Genomic DNA, 23,452 nt, shown 5'->3' with positions numbered 1-23,452 from the left:
ATTCCCGTACACTTTGTTCGAGAACCTCGCGCCCGGCGGGGAGCCACGGGACGGAGGCACCGGTGTCGGGAGAGATCAGCGTCGCCGACGCGCTGGGGCTCGCAGAGCTGCGGGCCGGCGATCCCGAGCTGCTCGCGGGGGCTCGAGGCATCGACCGCGGCATCCGATGGGCGCACGTGGTCGCGGGCTCTGCCGCGGTGAGCCTGCTCGACGGCGGCGAGCTCGTGCTCACGACCGGGGCGGGGTGGCCGCGCGGGGGCGACGAGCTCGAACGGCTCTCGGCCGCGCTGCTCGACACCGGCCCCGCGGCGGTCGTGCTGGAGCTCGGGCGCTTCTTCGCCGAGCCGCCCGCCCCGCTGGTCGCCGCGTGCGAGGGGCGCGGCATCCCCCTCATCGCGCTCCACCGGGAGGTGCGCTTCGTGCAGATCACGCAGCGCGTGCACCAGCGCATCCTCGCGGCGCAGACCGAGGCGCTCGCGGCACGGGCCGAGGTGCACGCGATGCTCACCGAGCTGGGCCTCAACCGCAGCCCCGTCGACTACGTGATCGAGCGCCTCGCCGACACCCTCGACACCGCGGTCGTGCTCGAGGACTCGGCGCGACGGGTCGTCGCCTGGGCCGGCCAGGCCCACGACGACCACCCGGTCGCGGCCTGGGCGGCCGCCGACGGCCGCGAGTTCCCGCTGCCCGACGGCTGGGTCCGCGTGCCCGTCGAGGCGCAGGGCCGACGCTGGGGCCACCTCTCGGCGCTGCCCGGCCCGGCCCACCCGGCGGGCCGGCGCACCGTGCTCGAACTCGGCGCGTTCGCACTGGCGCTCGGACGCCTCGCAGACCCCGAGGGAGACCAGTGGTTGCAGCTCTCGTCGAAGCACCTGTTCGACGTGCTGCTCGGCGGCCGCTACCGCCGCGACGAGGAGGTCGCCGTGCAACTCGCGGCCGCGGGTCTCCCCGTCGCCGGTCGCCGCCTGCTCGGCGCGACCCTGCGCGGCTCGGGAGGCCTCGGCGGGGAGCCGCCCGCGGAGCGCGAACTGCTGGAGACCGCCCTGCGGCGGGCCGTGTCGCCGGAGGGCCGGGTGATCCTCGCCCCCGACGACGAGGCCGCGGGCGGCGAGTCGGGATCCGGCGCCGCCCGCACCGCCTCGGTCGCGGGCGACCACGGCGGATCCGCGCGGCCCGCCTCCGGGCCCGCGCTCATCGCACTGCTCTCGTTCCCGCCCGGCGACCCGAGAGCCGACGGGCTCGAGAGCCGGGTTCCCGCCCTCGCCTCGCGCCTCGCGCGCGAGATCGACGCGCTGCTGCCCGCCGACGCACCCCAGCACTGGCGCGCCCACCTCGGGCTCGGCGCCTCGGGCGGGCGCGTGCGCGGACTCATCTCGTCGCTCGAACAGGTGCGGGCGGCGGGCGAGCTCGACCCGGCGGCGAGCGCGGGCCGCGTCACCGTGCAGCAGGCCGAACGGCAGCCGCTCGCCTACCTGGTGCGAGGGCTCGCCGCGCTGCCCGAGATGCAGGAGTTCGCCGAGGAGGCGCTCGGGCCGATCATCGAGCACGACTCGGCGAGCGGAGCGGGTCACAGCGGCGACCTGCTGCGGGTGCTGCGCGCATACCTCGAGCACCCCACCAACCGGTCGCTCGCGGCGCAGCGGGCGCGGCTCTCGCGGTCCGTGTTCTACCAGCGGCTCGCGCTGATCGAGGAGCTGCTGGGGGTCGACCTCACCGACGGCACCGTGATCGCGACGCTGACCGTGGCGCTGCTCGCAAGGCGGTAGGGCGCCGCCGTCCCCTTCGCCCGCACCAACGGCACCAGACCGACACCGTCCCCCTTCGCCCGCACCACCGGCACCAGACCGCCACCGCCACCCGACAGCACCGCCTGACCGCAGCACCACGCTTTCCCCTTCCCCACCCCGCACCACCGGCACCGATCGACGCTGCAGCACCTCGATCGGGCGAAACGAGGTGCTGCAGCGTCGATCGGTGCGCGAGGGACGACGCAAGGGCACGAGGCAGGTACGCGACGCGGGTGGGTGAGGCGGGCACGAGGCGGGTGCCCGGCAGAGCGCCCGCCTCGCAGCGCCCGGGTGCGCGGCAGAGCGCCCGCCGGGCGGCACACCCTCGGCCTGAGAGCGGCCCTACCGCCCCTCGGGCGACGACCAGAGCGCGGGGTACGAGTGCCCGAGCTCGATCACGAGGCGGCGCAGCGCCGGCAGCGAGAGCCCGATCACGCAGCTCGGCGCGCCCTCGATGCGCTCGATGAACGCCCCGGCGAGGCCGTCGATCGCGAAGCCTCCCGCGAGTTCGAGCGGCTCGCCGGTCGCGACGTACGCCTCGAGCTCGGCATCGTCGAGATCGGCCGAGAGCTCGACCTCGGCGGTGTCGACGGATCCGGCCGCGCCGCGCGTCTCGCCTCCCGTGCGATCGATCAGCCAGTGCCCCGAGTGCAGCACTCCGGTGCGCCCGCGGTGGTGCTTCGCGCGCGCCAGGGCGACATCGGGCTCGTGGGGCTTGCCCAGGATCTCGCCGTCGAGCAGGAACATCGAGTCGCCGCCCAGCACGAGGCCATCGATCTCGTCGCCGTGCCGGCGCACGACGTCCTCGGCCTTGAGCCGGCCCAGGTACTCGGTGAACTCGGGGGCCGTGAGCGCGCGGCCCAGCTCGGCCTCGCGCGCCGCGACCGCCGCGTCCTCGTCGACCTCGGGCGAGAAGCAGATCGGCTCGATGCCCGCGCCTCTCAGAACCGAGAGCCGGGCCGGGGACGTCGAGGCGAGGTACAAGCGCATGCGCCCAGCCTACGCATCCCGAGCTGCGGAGCTCACCCGCATCACGGACGGACACGCCGTGTACGCATCCGAGATACCGGTGAGCTCCGAGTCACGGGTACGGGATCGGCCGCGAAAACGCCTGCGGCGGTGGCCGCAGCGCCTCGGGCGCGAAACGCTGGCGCGTTTCGATCCAGCCCTCGGCGCGTTTTCGCCCTAGAGAATCTGACCTGGTGAGGCCAGCGCGATTCTCGCGAAAACGCCGGCGGCAGTGGCCGCAGCGCCTCGGGCGCGAAACGCTGGCGCGTTTCGATCCAGCCCTCGGCGCGTTTTCGCTCTAGAGAATCGCGCCCTCGTGGCGCAGCAGCGCCTCCTTGACGGGGGTGCCGAAGAGGTAGCCGCCCAATCCGCCGTCGGTGCGCACGATGCGGTGGCAGGGCACCACGAGCGCGACGAGGTTGTTCGCGCACCCGGAGGCCGCGGCGCGCACCGCCGAGGGCCGGCCCGCGAGCGCGGCCAGCTCCGTGTAGGTCACGGCACGGCCGGCGGGCACCTCGCGCAGGGCCCGCCACACCTCGCCGCGGAACGGGGTCTCGGGCTGGAAGACGGGCAGCGCATCGATCGCGGCGAGGTCGCCGTCGGCGTAGGCGCGCAGCGCGGCGGCGATCCCGAAGCGGTCGTCGGCGGCGTTCTCGACGCCGCGCGCCGCGAGTTCGGGATCGAGCCGGCCGAGCCGCTGCATGAGGCTGTCGGCGTCCGGATCGTCATCGGTCGCGAAGCCTGCGGCGCGCAGAGCGCCGTCCTCGGGCGCCCAGATCGCGTGGAAGGGGTGGCCCGCGACCTCGACGACGGTGCGGGCGAGGGGTGCGACGCCGACCGGGGCGGCGGGACTGGTGAGGGGTGCGGTGGTCATCTCGGGTCCTTTCGTGCGGCCGTCTCGAGGAAGTCGGCCCAGAGGTGCTGGGTGGCGTAGCCGCGGAACGGACGCCAGGTCTCGGCGAGGCGCGAGGCCTCCCGGTCGCCGCGCACTCCGAGGGCGCGGCGCAGGATCAGGTCTCCGGCCGGATACGCGTCGGGATCTCCGAGTGCGCGCATGGCGATCAGCTCGATGGTCCACGGGCCGATGCCGCGGATCGCGAGGAGTTCGCGCCGGGCGCGCTCGCGATCTGCGCCGGGGCCGAGATCCAGTCCCTCTGCGATCGCGACCGCGAGCGATCGCAGCGTCTGCGCGCGAGCGCGCGTGAGGCCGAGTCGCTCGCGCAGATCGTCGGCCCCGAGGGCGGCGACGCGCTCGGCGCTCGGTCTGGCGCGGAACCCGGCCGCGGCTCCCGCCGCGATGGCCTCCTCGGCGAAGGCATCGGCGAGCCGCCCCTGCAGCGTGCGCGCCGCGGCGAGCGAGATCTGCTGACCGAGCACCGTGCCGAGCGCGAACTCCACCGCGTCGCGCGCCCCGGGCAATCGAAGACCCGGACGGGCCGCGAGCGAGGCGCGCAGCAGCGGTTCGCCGCCCAGCGCTGCGGCGATCTGCGCGGGGTCGGCGTCGAGGTCGAGCAGCCGCCGCACGGCCTGGATCGCGGGCATCGTGTCGCTCAGGCTCGGCAGGGAGAGCCTGATCGGGATCCCGACCGTCGAGGCGCCCGCCGCACGCCGGGCGATGTCGCCGGGCACGTCGGCCCAGTCGATGCTCGCGACCGCGGTGCCGCCCGGCACGTCGATCGCGTGCGCGGTCGTGCCGTCGGGGTCGATGCGGTCTCGGCCCGGCACCGCGTGCGCCGCGAGGAAGGAGCGCATCGTTTCGGCCGCGAACGGGGCCCGGGCGCGCAGTCGCAGTGAGAGCGCGGGGCGCTCGTCGGAGACGGGGCCGCCGGCGTCGCGCCCGCCCGCGGAACCCGGCCGGGACAGCCGCGACGGCGCGATCCCGAACTCCTCGCGCATCGTGTCGCCGAACTGCCGCACACTGCCGAATCCCGCCGCGAACGCGATGTCGGCGAGGGGCAGATCGGTCTGCTCGATGAGGGAGCGCGCCGCGTGGGCCCGACGCGTGCGGGCGAGTTGCAGGGGCGTCGCGCCGATCTCCTGCAGGAGCATGCGCCGCAGGTGGCGCTCGCTCACCGCGAGCTCGGCGGCCAGCCCCGTGACGCCCACGGCGTCGACCGCCCCGTCGCGGATGCGGCGCACCGCGCGCGCGACGAGGTCTCCCCTCGCGTCCCAGTCGCGGGTGCCGGGCAGCGCCTCGGGCCGGCAGCGCCTGCAGGCCCGGAACCCGGCGGCGACGCACGCGGCCGCGCTCGGCAGGAAGCGGCAGTTCTCGGGGCGCGGCTTGCGGGCCGGGCACGACGGGCGGCAGTAGATGCCGGTGCTCGTCACGCAGAGGTAGATGCGGCCGTCCCAGCGGGCGTCGCGTCCCGACGCGGCGCGGTAGCACGCGTCGAAGTCGAGTCGGGATGCTGGGGTTTCGGTGGGCACCCGTCCATTGTTCCGCGCGCGGGGCGACGACGCACGCGGAAATCGGACATCGCAGTGAGGCGCGACGTTCCGCTCGGCCGCGGGACTCCTCACCGCGGCGCGTGGCGCCCGCCGCGTTCGCTACGCTCGTGAGTGTGAAAGACGCTTCCGGACGCTCCGCGCTGCTGCGCGCCACTGTCGTGGTCGTCGCCGAGGGCGGGCTGCGCGCGCTGACCTACCGGGCCGTCGCCGCCGAGGCCGGGGTCTCGCACGGGCTCGTGCGGCACCACTTCGGCACGCGGGATCAGCTCATCGCCGAGGCGATGGAGTACGCGATCGACGAGAGCCTGCGGGGCTCGAACATGCTGAGCAGCGGGCTCACCGTGCACGAGTTCGCCGACGGCATCGAGTCGCTCGCGGATCGCGAGGCCGGCATCCAGTCGTTCCAGTACGAGCTGCTGCTCGAGTCGCGGCGCCGGCCCGAGCTGCGGCCGCTCGCCGAGCGCCACTACCAGGCGTATCGGGAGGCGATCTCGCGGCAGCTGCACCGACTCGGCGTCGACGACGCGGAGCTCACCGAGCTGATCTGGTTCGCACTCGACGGCATCGTCTTCAAGCAGCTCGTCGCCCCCGAGGACCCGGCGCCCGCGGTGCGGCGGATCCGCGCCCTCATCGAGAGGGCCGCGGCAGGCTGATCCGCGCCCCTTCGCCCACCGCAAGCCGCATCCGCCCGATCCCGCTGCAGCCGCGGCGCCGATCGGCCCGTCCTGCCGCACCGATCGACGTTCGAGCACCTCGTTCTCGCGCAGGCGGGTGCCCGAATGTCGATCGGTGCGCGAACGCGCCAGCCAGCGTCGCCGCGCGTCTCCCGGTGTCTCCCGTGACGCCCGGGAGGCACAGCGAGCCCGGAGGCCCGGAGCCCGAAACCGGCGCTTGACTATCCATTTGGATAGTTCTACGCTTGCGCTACCGACCGAAGGGACACACCGTCGTGCCTGACACCCAGAACGCACCCGACACCACCATCGAGTTCCTCTACCTGAGCGAGCCCGACATGATCGCCGCCGGCGTCACCGACATGGCCGCCTGCGTCGACACGATGAGCGAGATGCTCGTCGACTTCAAGCGCGGCGACTACCGCATGGCCGGCGTCGAGAACGACCTGCACGGCGCGCAGATCTACTTCCCGCAGGAGTCGCCCTTCGAGGGCATGCCGCTCGACGGCCCGGATCGCCGCTTCATGGCGATGCCCGCCTACCTCGGGGGCAGCTTCCAGACGGCCGGCTGCAAGTGGTACGGCTCGAACGTCGAGAACCGCAAGATCGGCCTGCCCCGCTCCATCCTCATGTTCACGCTGAACGACAAGGACACGGGCGCGCCCCTCGCCCACATGTCGGCGAACCTGCTGAGCGCCTACCGCACCGGCGCGATCCCGGGCGTCGGCGCCCGCTACCTCGCGCGCGAGGACGCGAGGATCGTCGGCATCGCGGGCCCCGGCCCCATGAACCGCACCTCGCTCGAGGCGCTCGTCGCGGTGCGCCCCGGCATCGACACCGTCAAGGTGTTCGGCCGCAGCCAGGGCAGCATCGACGCCTACATCGGCTGGGTGCGCGAGAACTTCCCCGGCATCACGACCGTCGAGCAGGTCGACTCGCTGCAGGGCGCGGTCGAGGGCTGCGACATCGTGAGCATCGCGATCCCGAGCCCCTCGGGCGTGGATCACTACCCCTACGTCGCCGACGAGTGGGTGAAGCCCGGCGCGCTCGTGCTCTGCTCTGCGCACCTCGCGCTCGAGGAGAGCCTCGTGCAGCGCGCCCGCCACGTCGCCGACGCCCGCAGCATCTACGAGGCCTGGGGCGCCGAGCTGCCCGGCAACGCCCACGACACCGTCGGCATCTGGGGCATGGCCCTCGTCGACCGCGTGCGCGACGGCCGCATGAGCCCCGAGCAGTTCGAAGACCTGGGCGAGATCATCGAGGGCGACACCCCCGGTCGCACGAGCGACGACGAGGTCTTCGTCTACTCGGTGGGCGGCATGCCCGTCGAGGACGTCGCCTGGGCGACGCGGGTCTACCGCAACGCCGTGGAGCGCGGCATCGGCACGAAGCTGAAGCTCTGGGACAAGCCCGCCCTGGCCTGACGCCCGATCGCCCCGCCGACCGCGCCGGGCGCGGAGCGGCAGGGCCCACCCCAGCACAGAAGCACGCCCCGCCGATGCGGGCGGGGCGACAGAACGGAAGAGGATCGAATGGATCTGCAGAAGACCGACGTGGTGGTCATCGGCGCCGGAGCCGTCGGCTCGATGGCCCTGTGGCAGCTGAGCAAGCGCGAGGGTCTCGACGTCGTGGGCATCGAGCAGTACGGCCGCGTGCACTCGCACGGCTCCTACGCGGGCGAGACGCGGGTGTTCCGCACCGCGGTGCACGAGGGCGGCACCTATGTGAAGATGATCCAGCGCTCGCGCGAGCTGTGGCGCAAACTCGAGACCGAGTCGGGCCGCGACATCTATTCCGAGGTCGGCTGCCTCTCGATCGCGCCGGAGGGCTTCCCCGACCTCGAGGTCGCGATGGCCAACGTGCGCGAGTTCGACATCCCCCACCGCGTGCTCTCGAACGAGGAGCTGCGCGCCGAGTACCCGCAGCACATCGTGAACGACGACGACATCGCGCTGCTCGACGAGCACGGCGGCGGGTTGCGCCCCGAGGTGGCCGTGATGAGCGCGCTCGACCTCGCCGAGCAGAACGGCGCCCGCCTCTTCTTCAACACCCCCGTGATCGATATCGAGGAGCGCGCCGACGGCGTGGTCGTGCGCACCACGCAGGGCGCCTGGCTCGCCGGCACCGTCGTGATCGCTTCGGGTTCGTGGTCGACCCGCCTGCGCCCGCAGCTGAACGAGCTGCTGCGCCTGCAGGTGCTCGGGCTCACCTGGTTCATGCCGAAGGATCCCGAGGCGTTCGTGCCCGCGAAGTTCCCCGCCTTCCTGCGCGACGCGGGTGCGGTGCACTTCTTCGGCGCGCCGAGCTTCGACGGCTACGCCTTCAAGGCCTGCACGAATCCCGAGTGGCCGGTCTTCCGCGACGTCTCCGAGGTGCCGACGCATCACACCCGCGAGGAGCTGATCCGGATCGGCCAGCGCGGCGCCGAGCTGTTCGCGGGCGTGAACCCCGAGCCGGTGCGCGAGAGCGTGCACCACTGCGCCTACACTCCCGATCGCCTGCCGGTGGTCGACCGCACGGATCGTGTCGTCACCATCACGGGGCTCTCGGGTCACGGCTTCAAGTTCTCGCCGCAGCTCGGCGAGTGGGCCGCGCAGCTGGTGCAGGGCGAGGAGCACACGGTGGATCCGCGCTTCGCGCTCGCCGAGCACATGCGGCGCCTCGGCGAGCTCGGCCCGTACACGGGCGGCGGGCACTGAGCAGCAGCCCGCCGGTCGACCTGGGTCCGCGGAGGAGCGCCTCGATCGTTCGAGATCGAGGCGCTCCTCCGCGGACCGTCGCGTCTCGGTGAGTTCCGAGATCCCTCGGTGGCGCCAATAGTTCTATTCTATATAGAGTTATTGTCATCGAAACCGAGAGGGGATCCATGACCCAGCAGGCGATACCCGTCGAGGTCGCGCGCCTCTCGAAGCGCTTCGGCCGCGTGCAGGCCGTGAACGACCTCAGCTTCACCGCGCAGCCGGGCCGCGTGACCGGCTTCCTCGGCCCGAACGGCTCGGGCAAGACCACCACACTCGGCATGGTGCTCGGGCTGCTGCGCCCCGACTCCGGCGCCGCCACCATCGGCGGCTCGTCGTACGCCGCTCTCGAACGCCCCGCCCTCACCGTGGGCTCGGCGCTCTCGGCCAGCTTCCACCCGGCGCACACCGGCCGCGCGCACCTCGACATCGTGCGACGCGCGATCGGCGTGCCGGTCTCGCGCGTCGACGAGACGCTCGCGCTCGTGGGCCTCGACGGAGCCGCCGACCGCAAGACCGGCGGCTACTCCCTCGGCATGCGACAGCGGCTGGCGCTCGCGGCGGCACTGCTCGGCGACCCGCAGGTGCTGCTGCTCGACGAGCCGATCAACGGCCTCGATCCCGAGGGCATCCGCTGGATCCGTCTCTTCCTGCAGCACCTCGCGAGCGAGGGCAAGACGGTGCTGCTGTCATCGCACCTGCTGAGCGAGGTGCAGCAGACCGTCGACGACGTGGTCGTGATCCGCCGCGGCGAGCTCGCCTTCGCGGGCACGCTGGCCGAGCTGCAGCACGGCGACGGCGAACGCACCGTGCTGGTCTCGGCCGCGGATCGGCCGGGGCTCGCGCAGGCGTTGCAGCGGGCGGGCGCCCAGGTGCACGGCGTGCGAGGCGAGACGATGCGCGTGAGCGGCCTCGAACCCGATGCCGTCGGCGAGGTCGCACTCGCGGCGGGGATCGCCCTCTCCCACCTGAGCGTCGAGGAGAGCGAGCTCGAGCAGAGCTTCCTCGAACTGATCGAGGGCGGCGGAACCGACCGGGCGCCCGCCGGGGCGCTCGCGGGCACGACCGCCCCGGCGGCCGCCGCTTCGATGGAAGGGGGTGCACGATGAGCGGATCGCGCATGGCTCGCAGCCTGTCGTCCGAGTGGCGCAAGGTGCTCTCGACGAAGATGTGGTGGATCCTCGCGATCGTGATCGCGGCCTACTCCGCGATGATCGCCTCGATGTTCGCGTTCATGTTCGGCGCGATGGGCGACGCGCTCGCGGGGGCGGGCCCGGGAGCGCCGGAGCTGCCCGCGCAGGACGCCGCCAACATGGTCTACTCGTCGGTGTCGACCTTCGGCTACGTGGTGCCGCTGCTGCTCGGCGCGCTCGCGGCGACCGGCGAGCTGCGCCACCGCACGCTCGGGCTCACCTTCACGCTCGAACCGCGCCGGGGGCTCGTGCTGCTGAGCAAGACGCTGGTGCTGGTGGTCTTCGGCGTCGTGCTGGGCGCGGCCGGGCTCATCGGCGCCGTCGGGGCGGGGGCCGGTGTGACCGCCGCGACCGGCGGCGATCCGATGCTCGGCTCGCCCGAGTCGTGGGCGGTGATCGGCCGCGTGCTGGCGGCGCTCGGGATCTGGGCGATCATCGGGTTCGGCATCGGCGTGCTCGTTCGCAGTCAGGCCATCGCGATCGTGATCGCGCTCGTCTTCACCCAGTTCGTCGAACCGCTGCTGCGCACGGGGGCGCAGTTCTGGGAGTGGAGCGCGCAGGTCGCGAAGTTCCTGCCCGGGGCGGCGACCGACTCGTTCGTGGGGGCGAGTGTGATGAGCAGCCTCTCGTCGCTCGACCCCTCGGCTCCGCAGGGATCGAGCGCACTCGGCATCTGGGCCGGCCTCGCCGTGCTCGTCGCGTACGCGGCGGTGTCGATCGCGGCGGGCTGGGCGCTGCGCTGGCGGCGCGACGTGATCTAGGACGCCTCCGCACACCCTCGAACGGCGACCCCGCGGCACCCCGCGGCGCCCCGCGACGGCCGGTCGCCGGCGGTCAGTCGCCGCGGGTCTCGGCGAGGCGCAGGTCCACGTCGCGATCCCGGATCGCGGCGACCGCCGCCTCGCTGAGCCCGGCGTCGGTGACGATGGTGTCGAAGTCGGCGAGGGCCGCCACCCGGTAGGCGCTGTACTGGCCGTACTTCGTCGAGTCGACGAGCAGCACGCGATCCGTCGCGGCGGCCATCACGGCGCGCTTCACGTCGACCTTCGTCGGCACGGGGGTGGTGACGCCGTGCTTCAGGCTCCACGAGGACGCGCTGATGAAGGCGATGTCGAGGTTGAGCTGCTCGAGGATGCGCGTGGCGAGCGTGCCGACGGTCGAGCGGTTGGTGTGGTCGACGAAGCCACCGATGTGGATGGTGCTCGCTCCGACGGCGCCCAGAGCCTCGACGATCACGAAGTCGTTGGTGACGACGGTGAGGTTCTTGCGGGCGGCCAGCTCGGGCAGCATCGCGAGCGTGGTGGTGCCCGCGTCGAGGTAGAGCACCATGTCGTCTTGCACGAGAGCGGCCGCGTCTCGGGCGATGGCCTGCTTCTCGGCCGTCTGCAGCAGGGACTTGTGCTGCCGCGATGGCTCGGTCGAGATGTTCGTGGCGAGTTTCACCCCGCCGGGCACCGAGAGGGCCTGCCCCTCGCGCTCGAGCGCCGCGATGTCGCGACGCACGGTCATGTGCGAGACCCCGAGCAGGTCGGTCAGCTGGTGCACGCTGAGCACCTTCTCGCGGTGCAGCGCGCGCAGCAGGGTCTCTCGTCGCTGATCGGGGATCACCCGAACCTCGCTCTCCTCCTGCGCAGACATGTCTCATACGATATCGACACGGACGTGCGCTCACGAACACCGGCGCGCGGCTCCGCCCGTGCAGACCTGCCGCACAGGCTTCGGGGGCTCGGGGCGCCGGGTGCGTCCGCCGACCGGGCCGGACGCGTGCGGGGCCGGCGCGCGACCCGCGCACCCGGCCTCGCACGATTCAGCCGGCGGTGATGGACCGCGGCCGGTAGACGCGCTCGGCGGTGCCGTGGAACACCGCCCGCTGCTGCTCGGGGGCGAGCGCGGCGAGCACGTCGCGGTACGTCGACACGAGCCCGGCGTAGTCGACGAACATGCCGTCGACCGGGAAGTTGCTGCCGAACATCACCCGATCGGCGCCGAAGGTCTCGACCATGTCGAGGATCGGTCCGCGCTGATCCTCCGTCGCCCACTCCCGACCCTCGACGCACAGCCCCGATGCCTTGATCACCGTGTTCGGCACGGCCGCGACCGTGCGCAGCGCCTCGCGCCAGTCGGCGAGCGTCGGCTCGTCGCGCGACGCGATCACGCCGGAGTGGTTGACCACGAGGGTGGTCTCCGGGAAGTCGCGCGCCAGGTCGGCCGCCTCGGGCAGATTCCACCACGGGGTCTGCAGGTCGAAGTGCAGCCCGTGCTCGGCGAGCCTCGCGTAGCCGGCGCGCCAGGCGTCGTCGCTCATGAGCGTGCGCACGCCCTGCTGCACCTCCTGCGGCGAAGTCGGGCCTCCCGGCTTGTGGCGCACGCTGCGCACGAGGGGGAAGGCGGCCTGCGCGGCGAGCACCTCGGCGGCATCGGGCGCGTCGAGCCAGGCCTGGGCGACCATGGCTCCCGGCACGCCGGTCTCCGCGTGCACGTCGTGGATGTAGCGGGTCTCGCCCAGGGGGTCGCTCGGATCCCACTCGGCCTCCATGTACACCGATGCCACGACGCCCTGCCCCGCGATGTCCGCGAGGTAGTCGGCGGCGCGGTAGCTGCGCTTGATCGCCGAGTAGTCGCCGTAGCGGTGCGGCACGAGAGTGCCGGGCTCGAGCCAGGGGTAGAGGTTGGTCTCGAGGTCCCACAGGTGATGGTGGGCGTCGATGACGGGTCCGTCGTAGAGATCAGACATGGACGGCGGCCTTCGGCTGCTTCTTGCCCTCGAAGTCGATCGAGAGCGAGCCGACGAGGTAGACGGCCGCGCAGATCGCGAGGTAGACGAGCACCGCGGTGTAGCCGCCGGTGAACTGCACGAGCAGGCCCGCGACGATCGGCACGATGATGCCCGAGGAGGTGCCGGCGAAGTTCATGACGCCGCCGACGAGGCCGACCTTGTCGGGCTTCGCGAGCATGCCCGGGATGGTCCAGTAGAGGCCGCCGAAGAGGTTGAAGAACACGCCGATGCAGAGCAGCGTGACCGCGGTGCCGGGGTCGGAGACGAAGGGCAGCATGGCGAGGGCGATGAGGCTGAGGGCGCCGGAGCCGCCGAAGAGGATCTTGAACGCGCGGTTGCGGTTCATGCGCTTCTGCAGGTAGTCGGCGAGCAGGCCGCTGAGGATCTCGCCCGCGGCGCCGCAGAGGAAGATGAGGAAGGTCGCGAAGCCCATCGCGGCGAGGTCGAGGCCTCGGGCGTTGGTGAGGTAGTTCGGGCCCCAGGTGACGAGACCCCAGAAGACCATCGCCCAGCCCATGCGGCCGACGACCATCCACACGAGGGTGGCGCGGCTCACGCCGGGGCGCTCCTCCTCGACGACGAGCTCGCCCTCGTTGGTGCGGATCAGCTCTTCCTCGGCGCGGTTGACGAGCTTGTGCTCGCCCGGGGTGTTGCGCACGTAGAGGTACACGCCCACGCCGATGAGGATCGTGGCGAGGCCGATGATCACGAACGACCAGCGCCACGAGCCGGTGGTGGTGATCAGGCCGGCGACGATGAGACCGCCCAGCGCGGAGCCGAGGGGCGCGCCGGAGTCGATGAGCGTGACGCCCGAGGCGCGGCGCTTCGGGGGCATCCACTTGGACACGAGCTTGCTGGCCGAGGGCATGTAGGGCGCCTCGAACGCGCCGAGGCCGAGGCGGGCGATGATGAGGGTGACCGCGTTCCAGGCGAGGCCGGCGAAGGCGGTGAAGGCGCCCCAGATCGCGGCCGCGACGCCGATGACCCCGCGGGGCCCGAACTTGTCGGCGGCCAGGCCGCCGGGGATCTGGAAGAGGCAGTAGGTCCAGAAGAAGGCCGAGAGGATCAGGCCCTGAACGGCCGGCTCGAGCAGGAACTCGGCGCTGATCGTGGGCAGGGCGACCGAGAGGGAGGCGCGGTCGATGCAGTTCACCGTGTAGAAGAGGAACAGGATGACGATGACCGACCAGCGGATGTTGGTCGGCCGGGTGCGGCGGGGGGCCGCCTCGCTTGCGACAGCGCTGTCTGCGCGATTCATGGGTGGGTACTCCTTGGGTTCAGAGGGGGCGGAACGATGACGTGATGAAAGTGGGGGGCGACCGGTTCGGCGGTCAGGGCCGGAGGAAGCCGTCGGCGAAGGCGTCGAGCGCGACGGGTGCGACGCCGTCGAGGTCGTCGAGTCCGATGAGCTCGCCCGCGGCGATGTCGCGGCGCAGGGTTGCGCCTCCGAGCAGGTAGTAGGCGGCGGCGCCGCGTCGCGCCTCGGATCCCGGCAGCATGACCGGTGCGACCCCGGCCACCTCGTGGTGGTGGCCCTCGACCGCGAGGCGGGTGCCCGAGGCGAGGTGACGGCTGGCGCGGGCCGCGAGGAGGGTGTGGGGCGCGGGGGTGCGCGGGATCTGCGGCGCGACGGCGCCGCGGCCGGTTGCTGCGGCGATGGTGAGCGGCGTCTCGACGCCCATCGCGTGGTAGGGCCAGTAGATGCAGGCGTGGGATCCGTCGCGGCTGACCACGTGGCCCTTGCTGCGCAGCAGCTCCCAGGTCACGGGATCGCCCGTGCGCACGACGGCGAAGACGCCGCCGGCGAAGCTCGCCTCGCCGGGCAGGCGCAGCATGGAGAAGACGTCGACGGCGCCGGGCTCGGCGATCAGGCCGCCGCGCTCGCGCTCGGCGTAGATGTCGGCGAGCTCGTCGGGGCGCGCGACGGGGTAGTGCATCGACTCGGTGTCGGCGAGGTATCCGGAGTACTGCGAGACCACGGTCATCTCGCAGGAGTCGGCGGCGGCGGAGCGTTTGAGGCCGGTCACGGCTTCGGCGCGCGCGGCGAGCGTGGCCGCCGCGTCGTCGCCCAGTTCGAGCAGCTCGGCGAGGCTCGGCGCGTCGATCTCGACGTCGAGCTGCCGCACCCGGCCGGTGGCGGGATCGAGGACGAGGTCGTACTCGCTCGACTTGCCGCAGGCCACGACCTCGAGCCCCACCCGCTCGATCCAGTCGAGCAGGCGCAGCAGGTTGGCGGGCTGGTCGCCGTCGCCGGGCAGGTAGCTCACGCCCGCCGCGGCTGCCCGTCGGTGGAGGGCGATGCCGGCGACGGTCTCGGTCTCCTTGCTCACCATCACCACGTGCACACCGTGCTCGATGGCCCGCGTCGCGTAGGCGGTGCCCACGTCGACGCGGCCGGTGGCCTCCACGAGCACGTCGACGGAGTTCCAGGGCAGCGCCTCGGCGCTCGGGACGAGGGCGATGCGGCCCGCGTGCACCGCGGCTTCGGCCGCGGCTCGGTCGTCGGTGACGGTCATGCCGTCCTCGGTGCAGCCGAGTTCGAGCAGCATCTGCCGCACGCCGGCGGTGTCGGGGTCGATGAGCACGGCGGCGGTCTGGTCGCTCACGTGCCGCAGCTGCGCGAGCAGCGTGCGCCCGTAGCCGCCGCGCGCCCCGGTGACGGCGACGCGCACGGGCGCGCCGCTCAGGGGGACGCTGGAGTCGTCGGGGGCGCTCGCCCCGTCGCGGTGCTGAATCATGCCGTGCCTTTCACCCGGTGCGGGCTCCGGCGGAGTCCCGATTTCGCAAGGTAATCATAAATTCACATTAGAGTCAATTAGATTCACACTTTAGAACATGTACTCTGGTACTCCATCCCGCACGAACGGAGACCCCATGCGCAGACTCGGCTGCATCGCCGATGACTTCACGGGCGCCACCGATGTCGCCTCGGCGCTCGCGAGCGTCGGACGCGACGTCGTGGTGGCCTTCGGCCCGCAGCGGCTCACGGGCTCCGAGTTCGCCGACGCCGACGCCGTCGTCATCGCCCTGAAGTCGCGCACCGCCCCCGTCGGGGAGTGCGTGAGCGACGTGCTCGACGCTGCCCGGGCCCTGCGCGCGTGGGGCGCCACTCAGTTCTACCTCAAGTACTGCTCCACCTTCGACTCGACGAGCGACGGCAACATCGGACCGAGCATCGACGCCCTGCTCGCAGAGCTCGGTCTCCCCACCGCGCTCGCCGCCCCGTCATACCCCGCCAACGGCCGCACCGTCTACCAGGGCCATCTCTTCGTCGGTCACGAGCGCCTCGACGAGAGCCCCATGCGCGACCATCCTCTCACCCCCATGCGCGACTCGCAGCTGCGCCGTCTGCTCGAACCGCAGACCGCGCTGCCCGTCGCCAACCTGTTCCTCGACGAGGTGCGGGCCGGCGCCGAGACGATCCGCGAGGCCCTCGCCCCCGCATCGCCCCGCACCGTCATCGCCGACGCCATCGACGACGACGACCTGCGCGCCCTCGCGCGCGCGTCGGCCCCCCACGTCCTGCTCACCGGCGGCGCCGGCCTCGCCCTCGGTCTCGGCGCCGAGGGCGAGGCCGCGGATCGGCCGCTCCCCCACGGCGCCCCGCAGGGCGGGCGCCTCGTGGTCTCCGGATCCGCGTCGTCGAAGACGCGCAGCCAGATCGCGCACGCCCGCTCCGAGCTGCCCTCGCGCAAACTCGACCTGCGGCGCCTCGCCGCCGGCGAATCGCTCGCCCCCGAACTCGCCGACTGGGTCGTCGAGCAGTGGGCGACGGAAGCGCACCGCCCCGTGCTCGTCTACGCGACCGACAGCCTCGACGACCTCGCAGCCCTCCCCACCGACGAGCGAGCCGGAGTCGCCGATCGCATCGAACGCACCCTCGCCGACCTCGCGGCCGCGACCCTCGACCACGGCCTCGGCGCGGTGCTCGTCGCCGGCGGCGAGACGAGCGGCCGCGTGGTGCAGACGCTCGGCATCGACGCGATCCGCATCGGCCCGCAGCTCGCCCCCGGAGTCGTCTGGGCCGAAGCCGCCGTCGCGCCCGCCGGCGCCGCGGCCGGCGACGGCTCCGCCGACCCCGCGCCCCCGACACGATCGGCGCCCGCCCAGACCCGGCGCATCGCGATCGCCCTCAAGTCGGGCAACTTCGGCGACGAACGCCTCTTCACCGACGCCTGGGAGCAGCTCCGATGACCTCACGCACCGAAGCCGCGAACCTCCTCGTCGCGGCGGCGGCCGAACTCGCGTCCTGCGGCATGAGCCCCGGTCGCTCCGGCAACATCAGCGTGCGCGACGGCGACCGCCTGCTCATGTCGCCCACCGACTCGAGCCTCGCCGCCCTCGACCCCGACCGACTCTCGGTGCTGTCGCTCTCGGGCGAGCACCTCGACGGCCCGAGGCCCTCGAAAGAGGTGCCGCTGCACCTCGCCCTCTACCGGCGCGACGCCGCCCACACCGCGGTCGTGCACCTGCACTCCCCGCTCGCCGTCGCCGCCGCCTGCCGGGAGCCGTGGTCCGAGCACCACGCGATCCCGCCGCTCACCCCCTACATCTTCCTGAAAGTGGGGCAGGTGCCGCTCATCCCCTACTTCGCCCCCGGCGACCCCCGCCAGGCCGACGCCATCGACGCGAACCCGCTCGCGTTCCGCGCGGCGCTGCTCGCGAACCACGGCCAGGTGGCAGCCGCCCAGACCCTCGACGCCGCGGTGACCTCGGCGATCGAGATCGAGGAGGCCGCGCGGGTCGCGCTCACCCTCGCGGACGGCGGCTCCCGCCTGCTCGACGAGCACGACATCGAGGAGCTCGTCGCGCGCGGCGGCACCCCGTGGCGCGCCCTGCGCCCCGCCCTCGCCTCAGCGGGCCCCGGGTCGGAGCGGTGAGTGCTGCCCCACCCATGAGAACATGGCGACGGCGGCTGCCGCGCTCGCGTTGATCGAGCGGGTCGACCCGTACTGGGTGATCTCGACCACGGCCTGCGCCGCCGCGATCGCCTCGGCCGTGAGCCCCGGCCCCTCCTGACCGAACAGCATCACGCAGCGCTCGGGCCACTCGAAGGTCTCCATGGGCACGCAGCCGGGCACATTGTCGATCGCGATGATCGGCACCCCCTCGGATCGCGCCCACTCCACGAGCGCCGCGACGTCGGGCCGGTGCACCACGTGCTGGTAGCGGTCGGTGACCATCGCGCCCCGCTTGTTCCACCGGCGGCGGCCGACGATGTGCACCGTGTCCGCGGCGAACGCGTTGGCGCTGCGCACGATCGAACCGATGTTCATGTCGTGCTGCCAGTTCTCGATCGCCACGTGGAACGGGTGCCGGTGCTCGTCGAGATCCGCCACGATCGCCTCCATGCGCCAGTAGCGGTAGCGATCGATCACGTTGCGGGTGTCGCCGTGCTCGAGCAGCTCGGGGTCGTAGTGCTCGCCGGAGGGCCACGCGTCGCGGCCTCCCGGCCAGGGGCCGACGCCCGCCGTGGTGCGCTCCGGATGCGGATCGGCCGCGGTCTCGGGGGTGCTGAGGTGTTCGGGATCCGGGTGCTGGCTCACCGCCCCATTCTCCCATCCGCGCGACAGCCGCGCGGCAGCGGCAGAGCCGGCGCGGTCGCTCAGGTCGCGGCTGGCCGCTCCCACGGCTCGACGCCACCGGGCACCTCGCGGAAGAGCGGGTGCGTGCTCGGTCCGCCGGCCGCCTCCCAGCGCGCCGCGTCGTCGGGGCTGCGCTCGCGCAGCTTGCGCCCGAGGTGCTGCCACTCGTAGTCGAGCTGCCCGCGCGCGACCGGGATCGCGGCGCCGAGTTCACCGACCGGGGTCGGGCTCAGGATGCGCGCGGCATCGAAGCGGTAGCCGCGCGAGTGCGCCTCCTGCGCGACGACCCCGAGATACGCTCCCACGGCCGCGAGCGGGTCGGGCTGCGCCCGGAAGCGCTCGAGCTGCGGATGATTGCGGTAGCCGCGGGTGCGCCCGGCGAGCACCGCCTGCGCGAGCAGCGTCTCGCGCCAGCAGGCGAGCAGCCCCATGCGGTCGAGGTGCCGAGGGTGGAGCGACCAGATCCTCATCCGGGTCAGGCCGAGGCCGTCGCGAGCCGCTCGATCTCGGCCTCGCCGAGCTCGATCGTGAGCGACGCGAGCAGGGCGGGCAGCTGCTCGGTGTTGCGGGCGCTCGCGATGGGCGCGGCGACCGTGGGCTGGGAGCGCAGCCACGCGAGCGAGACGGCGGCCACCGGCACCCGATGCGCCGCTGCGACCTCGTCGAGCGCGGCGAGCACGGCTCGGCCGCGGTCGTCGAGGTAGCCGACGGCGTCGCCGGCGCGCGGGCTCGCGCCGGCGGCGGCCGCGTCTGCCGCATCCCGGTACTTGCCCGCGAGGAACCCCTTCGCGAGCGAGAAGTAGGGGAACACCCCGAGTTGCTCGCGCTCGGCTGCCTCGCGCAGGCCGTTGCTCTCGAAGTCGCGCTCCACCAGGTTGTAGTGGGGCTGCAGCGCGACCGGCAGGTGGTAGCCGCCCTCCCGCGCGATGCGGAACCACTCGGCGACGCGCTCGGCCGTGTAGTTCGAGACGCCGATCGTCCGCGCCTTGCCGGCGTCGACGAGCGCGGAGAACGCCTCGACGGTCTGCTCGAGAGGGGTCTCGGGGTCGTCGAAGTGAGCGTAGTAGAGGTCGATGCGATCGGTCTGCAGGCGCTGCAGGGAGGCGTCGGCCGCGGCGCGCACGGTGTCCGGCGCGAGGCCGGAGAACTGCGGGTGGGTGGACACCTTGGTGGCGAGCACTACGTCGTCGCGGTTGCCGCGGGCGGCGAACCACTCGCCCAGGATGGTCTCGGACTCGCCTCCTCCGTTGCCGGGCGCCCAGTGCGAGTACCCGTCGGCGGTGTCGACGAAGTCGCCGCCCCCCGCGAGGAACGCGTCGAGCACGTCGAACGAGGTGTCGCGGTCGGCCGTCCATCCGAAGACGTTGCCGCCGAGGGCGAGGGCGGCGATCTCGATGTCGGATGAGCCGATGCGGGTGCGAGCGGGTGCGGTCATGTGCGGATCCTCCTTCGATCGGTACGCTGCCGACGCTATCAGCGCGACCTCGGCCGCGGCCGGGATGTGACCGAATGCGTCAGAAGGCCGCGGCGTTAGACGCGGAACGCCTCCCGCGCCCGACCGGTTACTCGCAGGCCACCCCGTCACCGTCTCGGTCGAGCTTGCGGCTGTATCCCGGGGATCCGCTGTAGAGCGGCGCGGCGCCCGCCGCTCGCACCTCAGTGCAATTCGCATAGTAGGCGGTCGCGGCGGGCGCGGGTGGCACTTCGGCGAGGGGCGCCGGGGGCGGAGGAGCCTGAGCAGCGCTCACCGCACTCTCGAGTTCGGCCACCCGCGCGGCGAGCTGCGCGTTCTGGTCGACGAGCGCGGTCTTCTCGTCACCGAGCACTTTCATCTTCTCGGCATGTTGCAGGGCCGTGGCCTTCAGCGCAGCCTCGCGCTTCTCGACGCTTGTGAGGGCCGCCGAAGCCTTGCGCAGCTGGCTCTCCAGCTTCTTCGCTTCGGAGTCGGCCTGCTCGACCTCGGCCGTCAGCGCAGCCTCTGAGGCCCGCAACTCCTCGAGTTCGCCCTGGGCTCCGGCCGCTCCAGCACCCGATCCCAGCCCCAGCGCGAGCAACCCGGCGGCGACTGGCACTCCGACAGACACCCACCGGCTGCGCTTCACCGACCCGCTCTCCGGTCCGTCCGACTGCGGCACCTCTTGCGCCGCGCCATACATCTGCCCTGTCACGTCTCTCCTTCGAGGCCGCAAGTAAACCAGTTCATACGACACCTGTGAATTCAGGTGCGCGCCCCTCATCGTAGGACGGGCGCACCCTGGAAGCGAATCAGCGGTACGCGCTCAGACGGGCGCGGGGCCGCGCCACTCTGCGAGGCTCACCGGGTCGTCGGTGACCACGAGGTCGACCCCGCGCTCCACCGCCGCCCGCCAGCGCTTCTCGCTGTTGAGCGTGTAGACGAGCGAGCCGATGCCCACCGCTCGCAGGCGGTCGAGCAGTTCGGGGCGCTCGTCGTAGAGCTTCGCGCGGGCCCCGACCGCCGACACCTGCAGCTCACCTGCCAGCCGCACGGTCGGTTCGTCCCACTCGCGGGTCAGCAGCACTCGGGCGAACTCGGGGCCGACTTCCTGCAGCATGCGCAGCGTGTGCACGTCGAACGACTGCAGCGCGACCCGGTGCACGAGCTGCCGTTCGCGCAGCAGGTCGACCACCGACGCGATCTGCTCGGGCGCCCACACGCCCTTGAGCTCGACGAGGGCGCGCGTGGGGGCGCCGCCCAGCAGGTCGACGAACTCCACGAGCGTCGGCACCGGCTCCCACGTGTAGGCGGGTGCGAACCAGCCGCCGGCGTCGAGCCGCTTGATCTGCTCGAGCGTGTGGTCGGCCACCCGGCCGCCGCCGCTCGTGGTGCGGTCGAGGGTGAAGTCGTGCATGAGGATCGGCACGCCGTCGGCCGTGAGCTGCACGTCGGTCTCGATGAAGTCGACGCCCTGGTCGATCGCGACGCGCATCGCCGAGAGCGTGTTCTCGGGGGCGAGCGCGGCTGCGCCGCGGTGCGAGATGATGCCGACGGGGCCCTCGCGGTGCAGCGCGCCGTGCAACCGGAGGGTGCTCTCGGCGGCGGCCGACTGCGGGTTGAGGCTGCACAGCAGCAGGATGAGGGAGACGAGGATCCAGGCGAGCAGGCCGTACCGCGCCAGTCGTCGGCGCTGCGCGACGGCGGGCGCGGGGGCCGCCGGAGCCGAAGCCGCCGTAGCCGCCGAGGCCGTCACCAGGGTCATGTCGATCCTCCTCCCACTCGTCGTCGGGTGGTGGCTCAACAGCCTAGCGAACTCCGTTACCTTTTTGTGATCTTTTGGGCGGCGTGACCCGGATCGGGTCTACTGGTTCGAGAACGCGGAGTCGAACGAGGCCTCGGGCCGCTTCCAGAGCAGCGACCGGATGCGTCCGACCGCCTCGGCGGCGCCGTGCAAGCGGTCCATGCCGGCGTCCTCCCACTCGATCGAGATCGGTCCGGTGTAGCCGATCGATGCGAGCGCGCGGAAGCCGTCCTCCCAGTGCGTGTCGCCGTGCCCGGTGGAGACGAAGTCCCAGCCGCGCCGCGGGTCGCCCCACGGCAGGTGGGATCCGAGGATGCCCGAGCGCCCCGTCGGCGGTCGCAGCCGCGTGTCCTTGCAGTCGACGTGGCAGATGCGGTCGGCGAAGTCGACGATGAAGCCGATGGGGTCGATGCCCTGCCAGACGAGGTGGCTCGGATCCCAGTTGATCCCGAACGCGTGCCGGTGGTCGATCGCCTCGAGCGCGCGCACCGTGGTCCAGTAGTCGTAGGCGATCTCGGAGGGGTGCACCTCGTGCGCGTACCGCACGCCCTCGGAGTCGAAGACGTCGAGGATCGGGTTCCAGCGCCGGGCGAAGTCATCGTAGCCCGCGTCGATGACCTCGGCGGGCACGGGCGGGAACATGGCCACGTAGGGCCAGATCTTCGATCCGGTGAAGCCGGTGACGACGTCGGCGCCGAGCTTGCGCGCGACGCGCGCGGCCCGCTGCATGTCCTCGGCGGCCCGCTGCCGCACCCCCTCGGGCTCGCCGTCGCCCCAGATGTAGGGGCGCACGATGGCCCGGTGGCGGAAGTCGATGGGGTCGTCGCAGACGGCCTGCCCGGCGAGGTGGTTCGAGATCGCCCAGACGCGCAGGCCGTGGCGGTCGAGGATGTCGAGCCGCGACCGCAGATAGGCGTCGTCCTCGTCGGCGCGGGCCAGATCGAGGTGGTCGCCCGACGCCGCGATCTCGAGGCCGTCGTAGCCCCACTCCGAAGCCAGGCGGGCCACCTCCTCGAAGGGCAGGTCGGCCCACTGGCCAGTGAACAGGGTGACGGGGTGCGATGCCTCGTGGGTCATGGTCGACTGCTCCTTCGCTGCTGCAGATCGGTGAGGAAATCGAAGGTGATGCGGGCGAGTTCGTGCTGGCTCTCGGCGAGCGGCCGCCAGATGGACGCCGCGGTGGCGATCGTGTCGTTGTCGCCCGTGAAGCTCTCGAGGGTGAGCGGGCCCGCGTACCCGATGTCGTCGAGCGCGTCGAGGAACGCGGGCCAGTCGGTGTGATCGGGGCCGGCCGGGCCGCGGTCGTTGCCGCAGACCTGCACCACGGCGGTGTGGGATCCGGCGGCCCGGATCGCCGCCCCGGGCGAGCGCTCCTCGATGTTGAGGTGGTAGGCGTCGAGGGCCAGGCCGACGCCCGCACCGAGCAGCGGCTCGAGTACGTCGAGCGCCTGCTCGACCGTGTTGACGAGACTCGTCTCGTAGCGGTTCAGGGGCTCGATCGCGAGCGTCACCCCGCGCTCGGCCGCGTAGCCCGCGACGGGTCGCAGCGCCTCGCGCAGCGCCGCGATCGCGGTCGCGCGCTCTGCGGGGCTCATGCGCCAGACGCGGCCCGTGCGGGCGGTGAAGGGGCCCGCGACGGTGGGCGATCCGACCACGGCCGCGACGTCGACGCAGTGGCGCAGGTAGTGCTGCGTACCCGACCGCAGCGCGTCGTCGAGCAGGTCGCGGCCCTGCCCCATCGCCCCGACCACGCGCGCGCCCATGCCGAGCGCGTCGAGCCTCTCGGCGGCGAGCGCCGGCGACCAGTCTCCCGGCGACTCGACGGGCAGCTCGAGCAGCTCGTAGCCGATGCCGCGCGCCTCCCGCGCGATGCGCTCGAGGGAGGCGTCGTCGAGGGGCGAGGTCCACACCCAGGTGTTGACTCCGAGCTGTCGCTGCATCACTGCTCCTTCCGAACTCGGTCGTGCTGCGCGGAGTCGCAGGATC

Annotated in this window: 22 protein-coding genes; 8 read left to right on the top strand and 14 right to left on the bottom strand. The window is 72.7% G+C overall.

What is annotated here, in order from left to right; translation table 11 throughout:
- Positions 1 to 62: 62 nt before the first annotated feature.
- On the top strand, positions 63 to 1,766 hold the full coding sequence (locus tag H490_RS25645; protein WP_017884345.1) for a PucR family transcriptional regulator: 1,704 nt from the start codon (positions 63 to 65) through the stop codon (positions 1,764 to 1,766).
- Between the two features lie 363 nt (positions 1,767 to 2,129).
- Here the strand turns inward: H490_RS25645 and H490_RS25640 are convergent, their stop codons facing one another.
- The 3 genes from H490_RS25640 to H490_RS25630 form a co-directional block, all read right to left on the bottom strand.
- Positions 2,130 to 2,777 carry a Maf family protein gene (locus H490_RS25640; RefSeq protein ID WP_017884344.1) on the bottom strand — a complete coding sequence of 216 codons (648 nt, stop codon included), beginning with the start codon at positions 2,775 to 2,777 and terminating at the stop codon, positions 2,130 to 2,132.
- A gap of 316 nt (positions 2,778 to 3,093) precedes the next feature.
- Positions 3,094 to 3,669, bottom strand: coding sequence for a methylated-DNA--[protein]-cysteine S-methyltransferase (locus tag H490_RS25635; RefSeq protein ID WP_017884343.1), 576 nt, complete (start codon positions 3,667 to 3,669; stop codon positions 3,094 to 3,096).
- The gene (locus H490_RS25630; protein ID WP_017884342.1) at positions 3,666 to 5,222 is read right to left on the bottom strand and encodes a DNA-3-methyladenine glycosylase 2 family protein; all 1,557 of its coding nucleotides are present in this window, start codon (positions 5,220 to 5,222) and stop codon (positions 3,666 to 3,668) included. The genes H490_RS25635 and H490_RS25630 overlap by 4 nt, the downstream gene beginning before the upstream one ends.
- Before the next feature lie 134 nt (positions 5,223 to 5,356).
- Here H490_RS25630 and H490_RS25625 point away from each other — a divergent pair, with 134 nt between their 5' ends.
- The 5 genes from H490_RS25625 (at position 5,357) to H490_RS25605 (ending at position 10,609) form a co-directional block, all read left to right on the top strand.
- The gene (locus H490_RS25625; RefSeq protein WP_041205563.1) at positions 5,357 to 5,896 is read left to right on the top strand and encodes a TetR/AcrR family transcriptional regulator; all 540 of its coding nucleotides are present in this window, start codon (positions 5,357 to 5,359) and stop codon (positions 5,894 to 5,896) included.
- 296 nt (positions 5,897 to 6,192) lie between these two features.
- A complete protein-coding gene (locus H490_RS25620; protein WP_031290090.1) occupies positions 6,193 to 7,341 on the top strand; it encodes a tyramine oxidase subunit B in 1,149 nt (382 codons plus the stop codon).
- Positions 7,342 to 7,449: 108 nt separating this feature from the next.
- Positions 7,450 to 8,616, top strand: coding sequence for an N-methyl-L-tryptophan oxidase (gene solA / locus H490_RS25615; protein WP_017884339.1), 1,167 nt, complete (start codon positions 7,450 to 7,452; stop codon positions 8,614 to 8,616).
- Between the two features lie 167 nt (positions 8,617 to 8,783).
- The gene (locus H490_RS25610) at positions 8,784 to 9,764 is read left to right on the top strand and encodes an ATP-binding cassette domain-containing protein (protein ID WP_017884338.1); all 981 of its coding nucleotides are present in this window, start codon (positions 8,784 to 8,786) and stop codon (positions 9,762 to 9,764) included.
- Positions 9,761 to 10,609, top strand: coding sequence for an ABC transporter permease (locus H490_RS25605; protein WP_017884337.1), 849 nt, complete (start codon positions 9,761 to 9,763; stop codon positions 10,607 to 10,609). Before H490_RS25610 ends, H490_RS25605 begins: the two co-directional genes overlap by 4 nt.
- A 73-nt stretch (positions 10,610 to 10,682) precedes the next feature.
- On the opposite strand, the gene H490_RS25600 is transcribed toward H490_RS25605, so the two are convergent.
- From H490_RS25600 to H490_RS25585, 4 genes are all read right to left on the bottom strand, one after another.
- Positions 10,683 to 11,486, bottom strand: a complete 804-nt coding sequence (locus H490_RS25600) for a DeoR/GlpR family DNA-binding transcription regulator (RefSeq protein ID WP_017884336.1) — start codon at positions 11,484 to 11,486, stop codon at positions 10,683 to 10,685.
- A 169-nt stretch (positions 11,487 to 11,655) separates the two neighbouring features.
- Complete coding sequence (locus H490_RS25595; protein ID WP_017884335.1) at positions 11,656 to 12,582, bottom strand: amidohydrolase family protein; 927 nt, start codon at positions 12,580 to 12,582, stop codon at positions 11,656 to 11,658.
- Entirely contained in the window at positions 12,575 to 13,882 is a 1,308-nt protein-coding gene (locus H490_RS25590; protein WP_017884334.1) for an MFS transporter, read from the bottom strand. Before H490_RS25590 ends, H490_RS25595 begins: the two co-directional genes overlap by 8 nt.
- Before the next feature lie 73 nt (positions 13,883 to 13,955).
- Positions 13,956 to 15,362, bottom strand: coding sequence for a hypothetical protein (locus H490_RS25585; RefSeq protein ID WP_017884333.1), 1,407 nt, complete (start codon positions 15,360 to 15,362; stop codon positions 13,956 to 13,958).
- Between the two features lie 97 nt (positions 15,363 to 15,459).
- Here H490_RS25585 and otnK point away from each other — a divergent pair, with 97 nt between their 5' ends.
- Positions 15,460 to 16,818: a 3-oxo-tetronate kinase gene (gene otnK, locus H490_RS25580; protein ID WP_238560336.1), complete on the top strand. Its 1,359-nt coding sequence runs from the start codon at positions 15,460 to 15,462 to the stop codon at positions 16,816 to 16,818.
- Positions 16,815 to 17,504, top strand: coding sequence for a class II aldolase/adducin family protein (locus H490_RS25575; RefSeq protein WP_017884331.1), 690 nt, complete (start codon positions 16,815 to 16,817; stop codon positions 17,502 to 17,504). Before otnK ends, H490_RS25575 begins: the two co-directional genes overlap by 4 nt.
- On the opposite strand, the gene H490_RS25570 is transcribed toward H490_RS25575, so the two are convergent.
- The 7 genes from H490_RS25570 to H490_RS25540 all read right to left on the bottom strand — a co-directional run bounded on the left by H490_RS25570 (position 17,478) and on the right by H490_RS25540 (position 23,406).
- A complete protein-coding gene (locus H490_RS25570) occupies positions 17,478 to 18,170 on the bottom strand; it encodes a TrmH family RNA methyltransferase (RefSeq protein ID WP_051066195.1) in 693 nt (230 codons plus the stop codon). The genes H490_RS25575 and H490_RS25570 overlap by 27 nt on opposite strands.
- 59 nt (positions 18,171 to 18,229) lie before the next feature.
- A complete protein-coding gene (locus H490_RS25565; RefSeq protein ID WP_017884329.1) occupies positions 18,230 to 18,679 on the bottom strand; it encodes a pyrimidine dimer DNA glycosylase/endonuclease V in 450 nt (149 codons plus the stop codon).
- A gap of 5 nt (positions 18,680 to 18,684) precedes the next feature.
- Positions 18,685 to 19,644 (bottom strand): aldo/keto reductase, encoded by a 960-nt coding sequence (locus tag H490_RS25560; protein WP_017884328.1) that lies wholly within the window; start codon positions 19,642 to 19,644, stop codon positions 18,685 to 18,687.
- 127 nt (positions 19,645 to 19,771) lie between these two features.
- Entirely contained in the window at positions 19,772 to 20,377 is a 606-nt protein-coding gene (locus tag H490_RS32535; protein WP_238560335.1) for an excalibur calcium-binding domain-containing protein, read from the bottom strand.
- Between the two features lie 111 nt (positions 20,378 to 20,488).
- The gene (locus tag H490_RS25550) at positions 20,489 to 21,427 is read right to left on the bottom strand and encodes a glycerophosphodiester phosphodiesterase (protein WP_017884326.1); all 939 of its coding nucleotides are present in this window, start codon (positions 21,425 to 21,427) and stop codon (positions 20,489 to 20,491) included.
- A 99-nt stretch (positions 21,428 to 21,526) separates the two neighbouring features.
- A complete protein-coding gene (locus H490_RS25545) occupies positions 21,527 to 22,543 on the bottom strand; it encodes a sugar phosphate isomerase/epimerase family protein (RefSeq protein WP_017884325.1) in 1,017 nt (338 codons plus the stop codon).
- Positions 22,540 to 23,406 (bottom strand): sugar phosphate isomerase/epimerase family protein, encoded by an 867-nt coding sequence (locus tag H490_RS25540; protein WP_017884324.1) that lies wholly within the window; start codon positions 23,404 to 23,406, stop codon positions 22,540 to 22,542. The genes H490_RS25545 and H490_RS25540 overlap by 4 nt, the downstream gene beginning before the upstream one ends.
- Positions 23,407 to 23,452 lie beyond the last annotated feature (46 nt).

Source organism: Leucobacter sp. UCD-THU (assembly GCF_000349545.1).
In the GTDB taxonomy this organism is placed as follows: Bacteria; Actinomycetota; Actinomycetes; order Actinomycetales; family Microbacteriaceae; genus Leucobacter; species Leucobacter muris.
The sequence above is the reverse complement of the archived record's forward strand: the minus strand, read 5'-3'. Positions and strand labels throughout refer to the sequence as shown.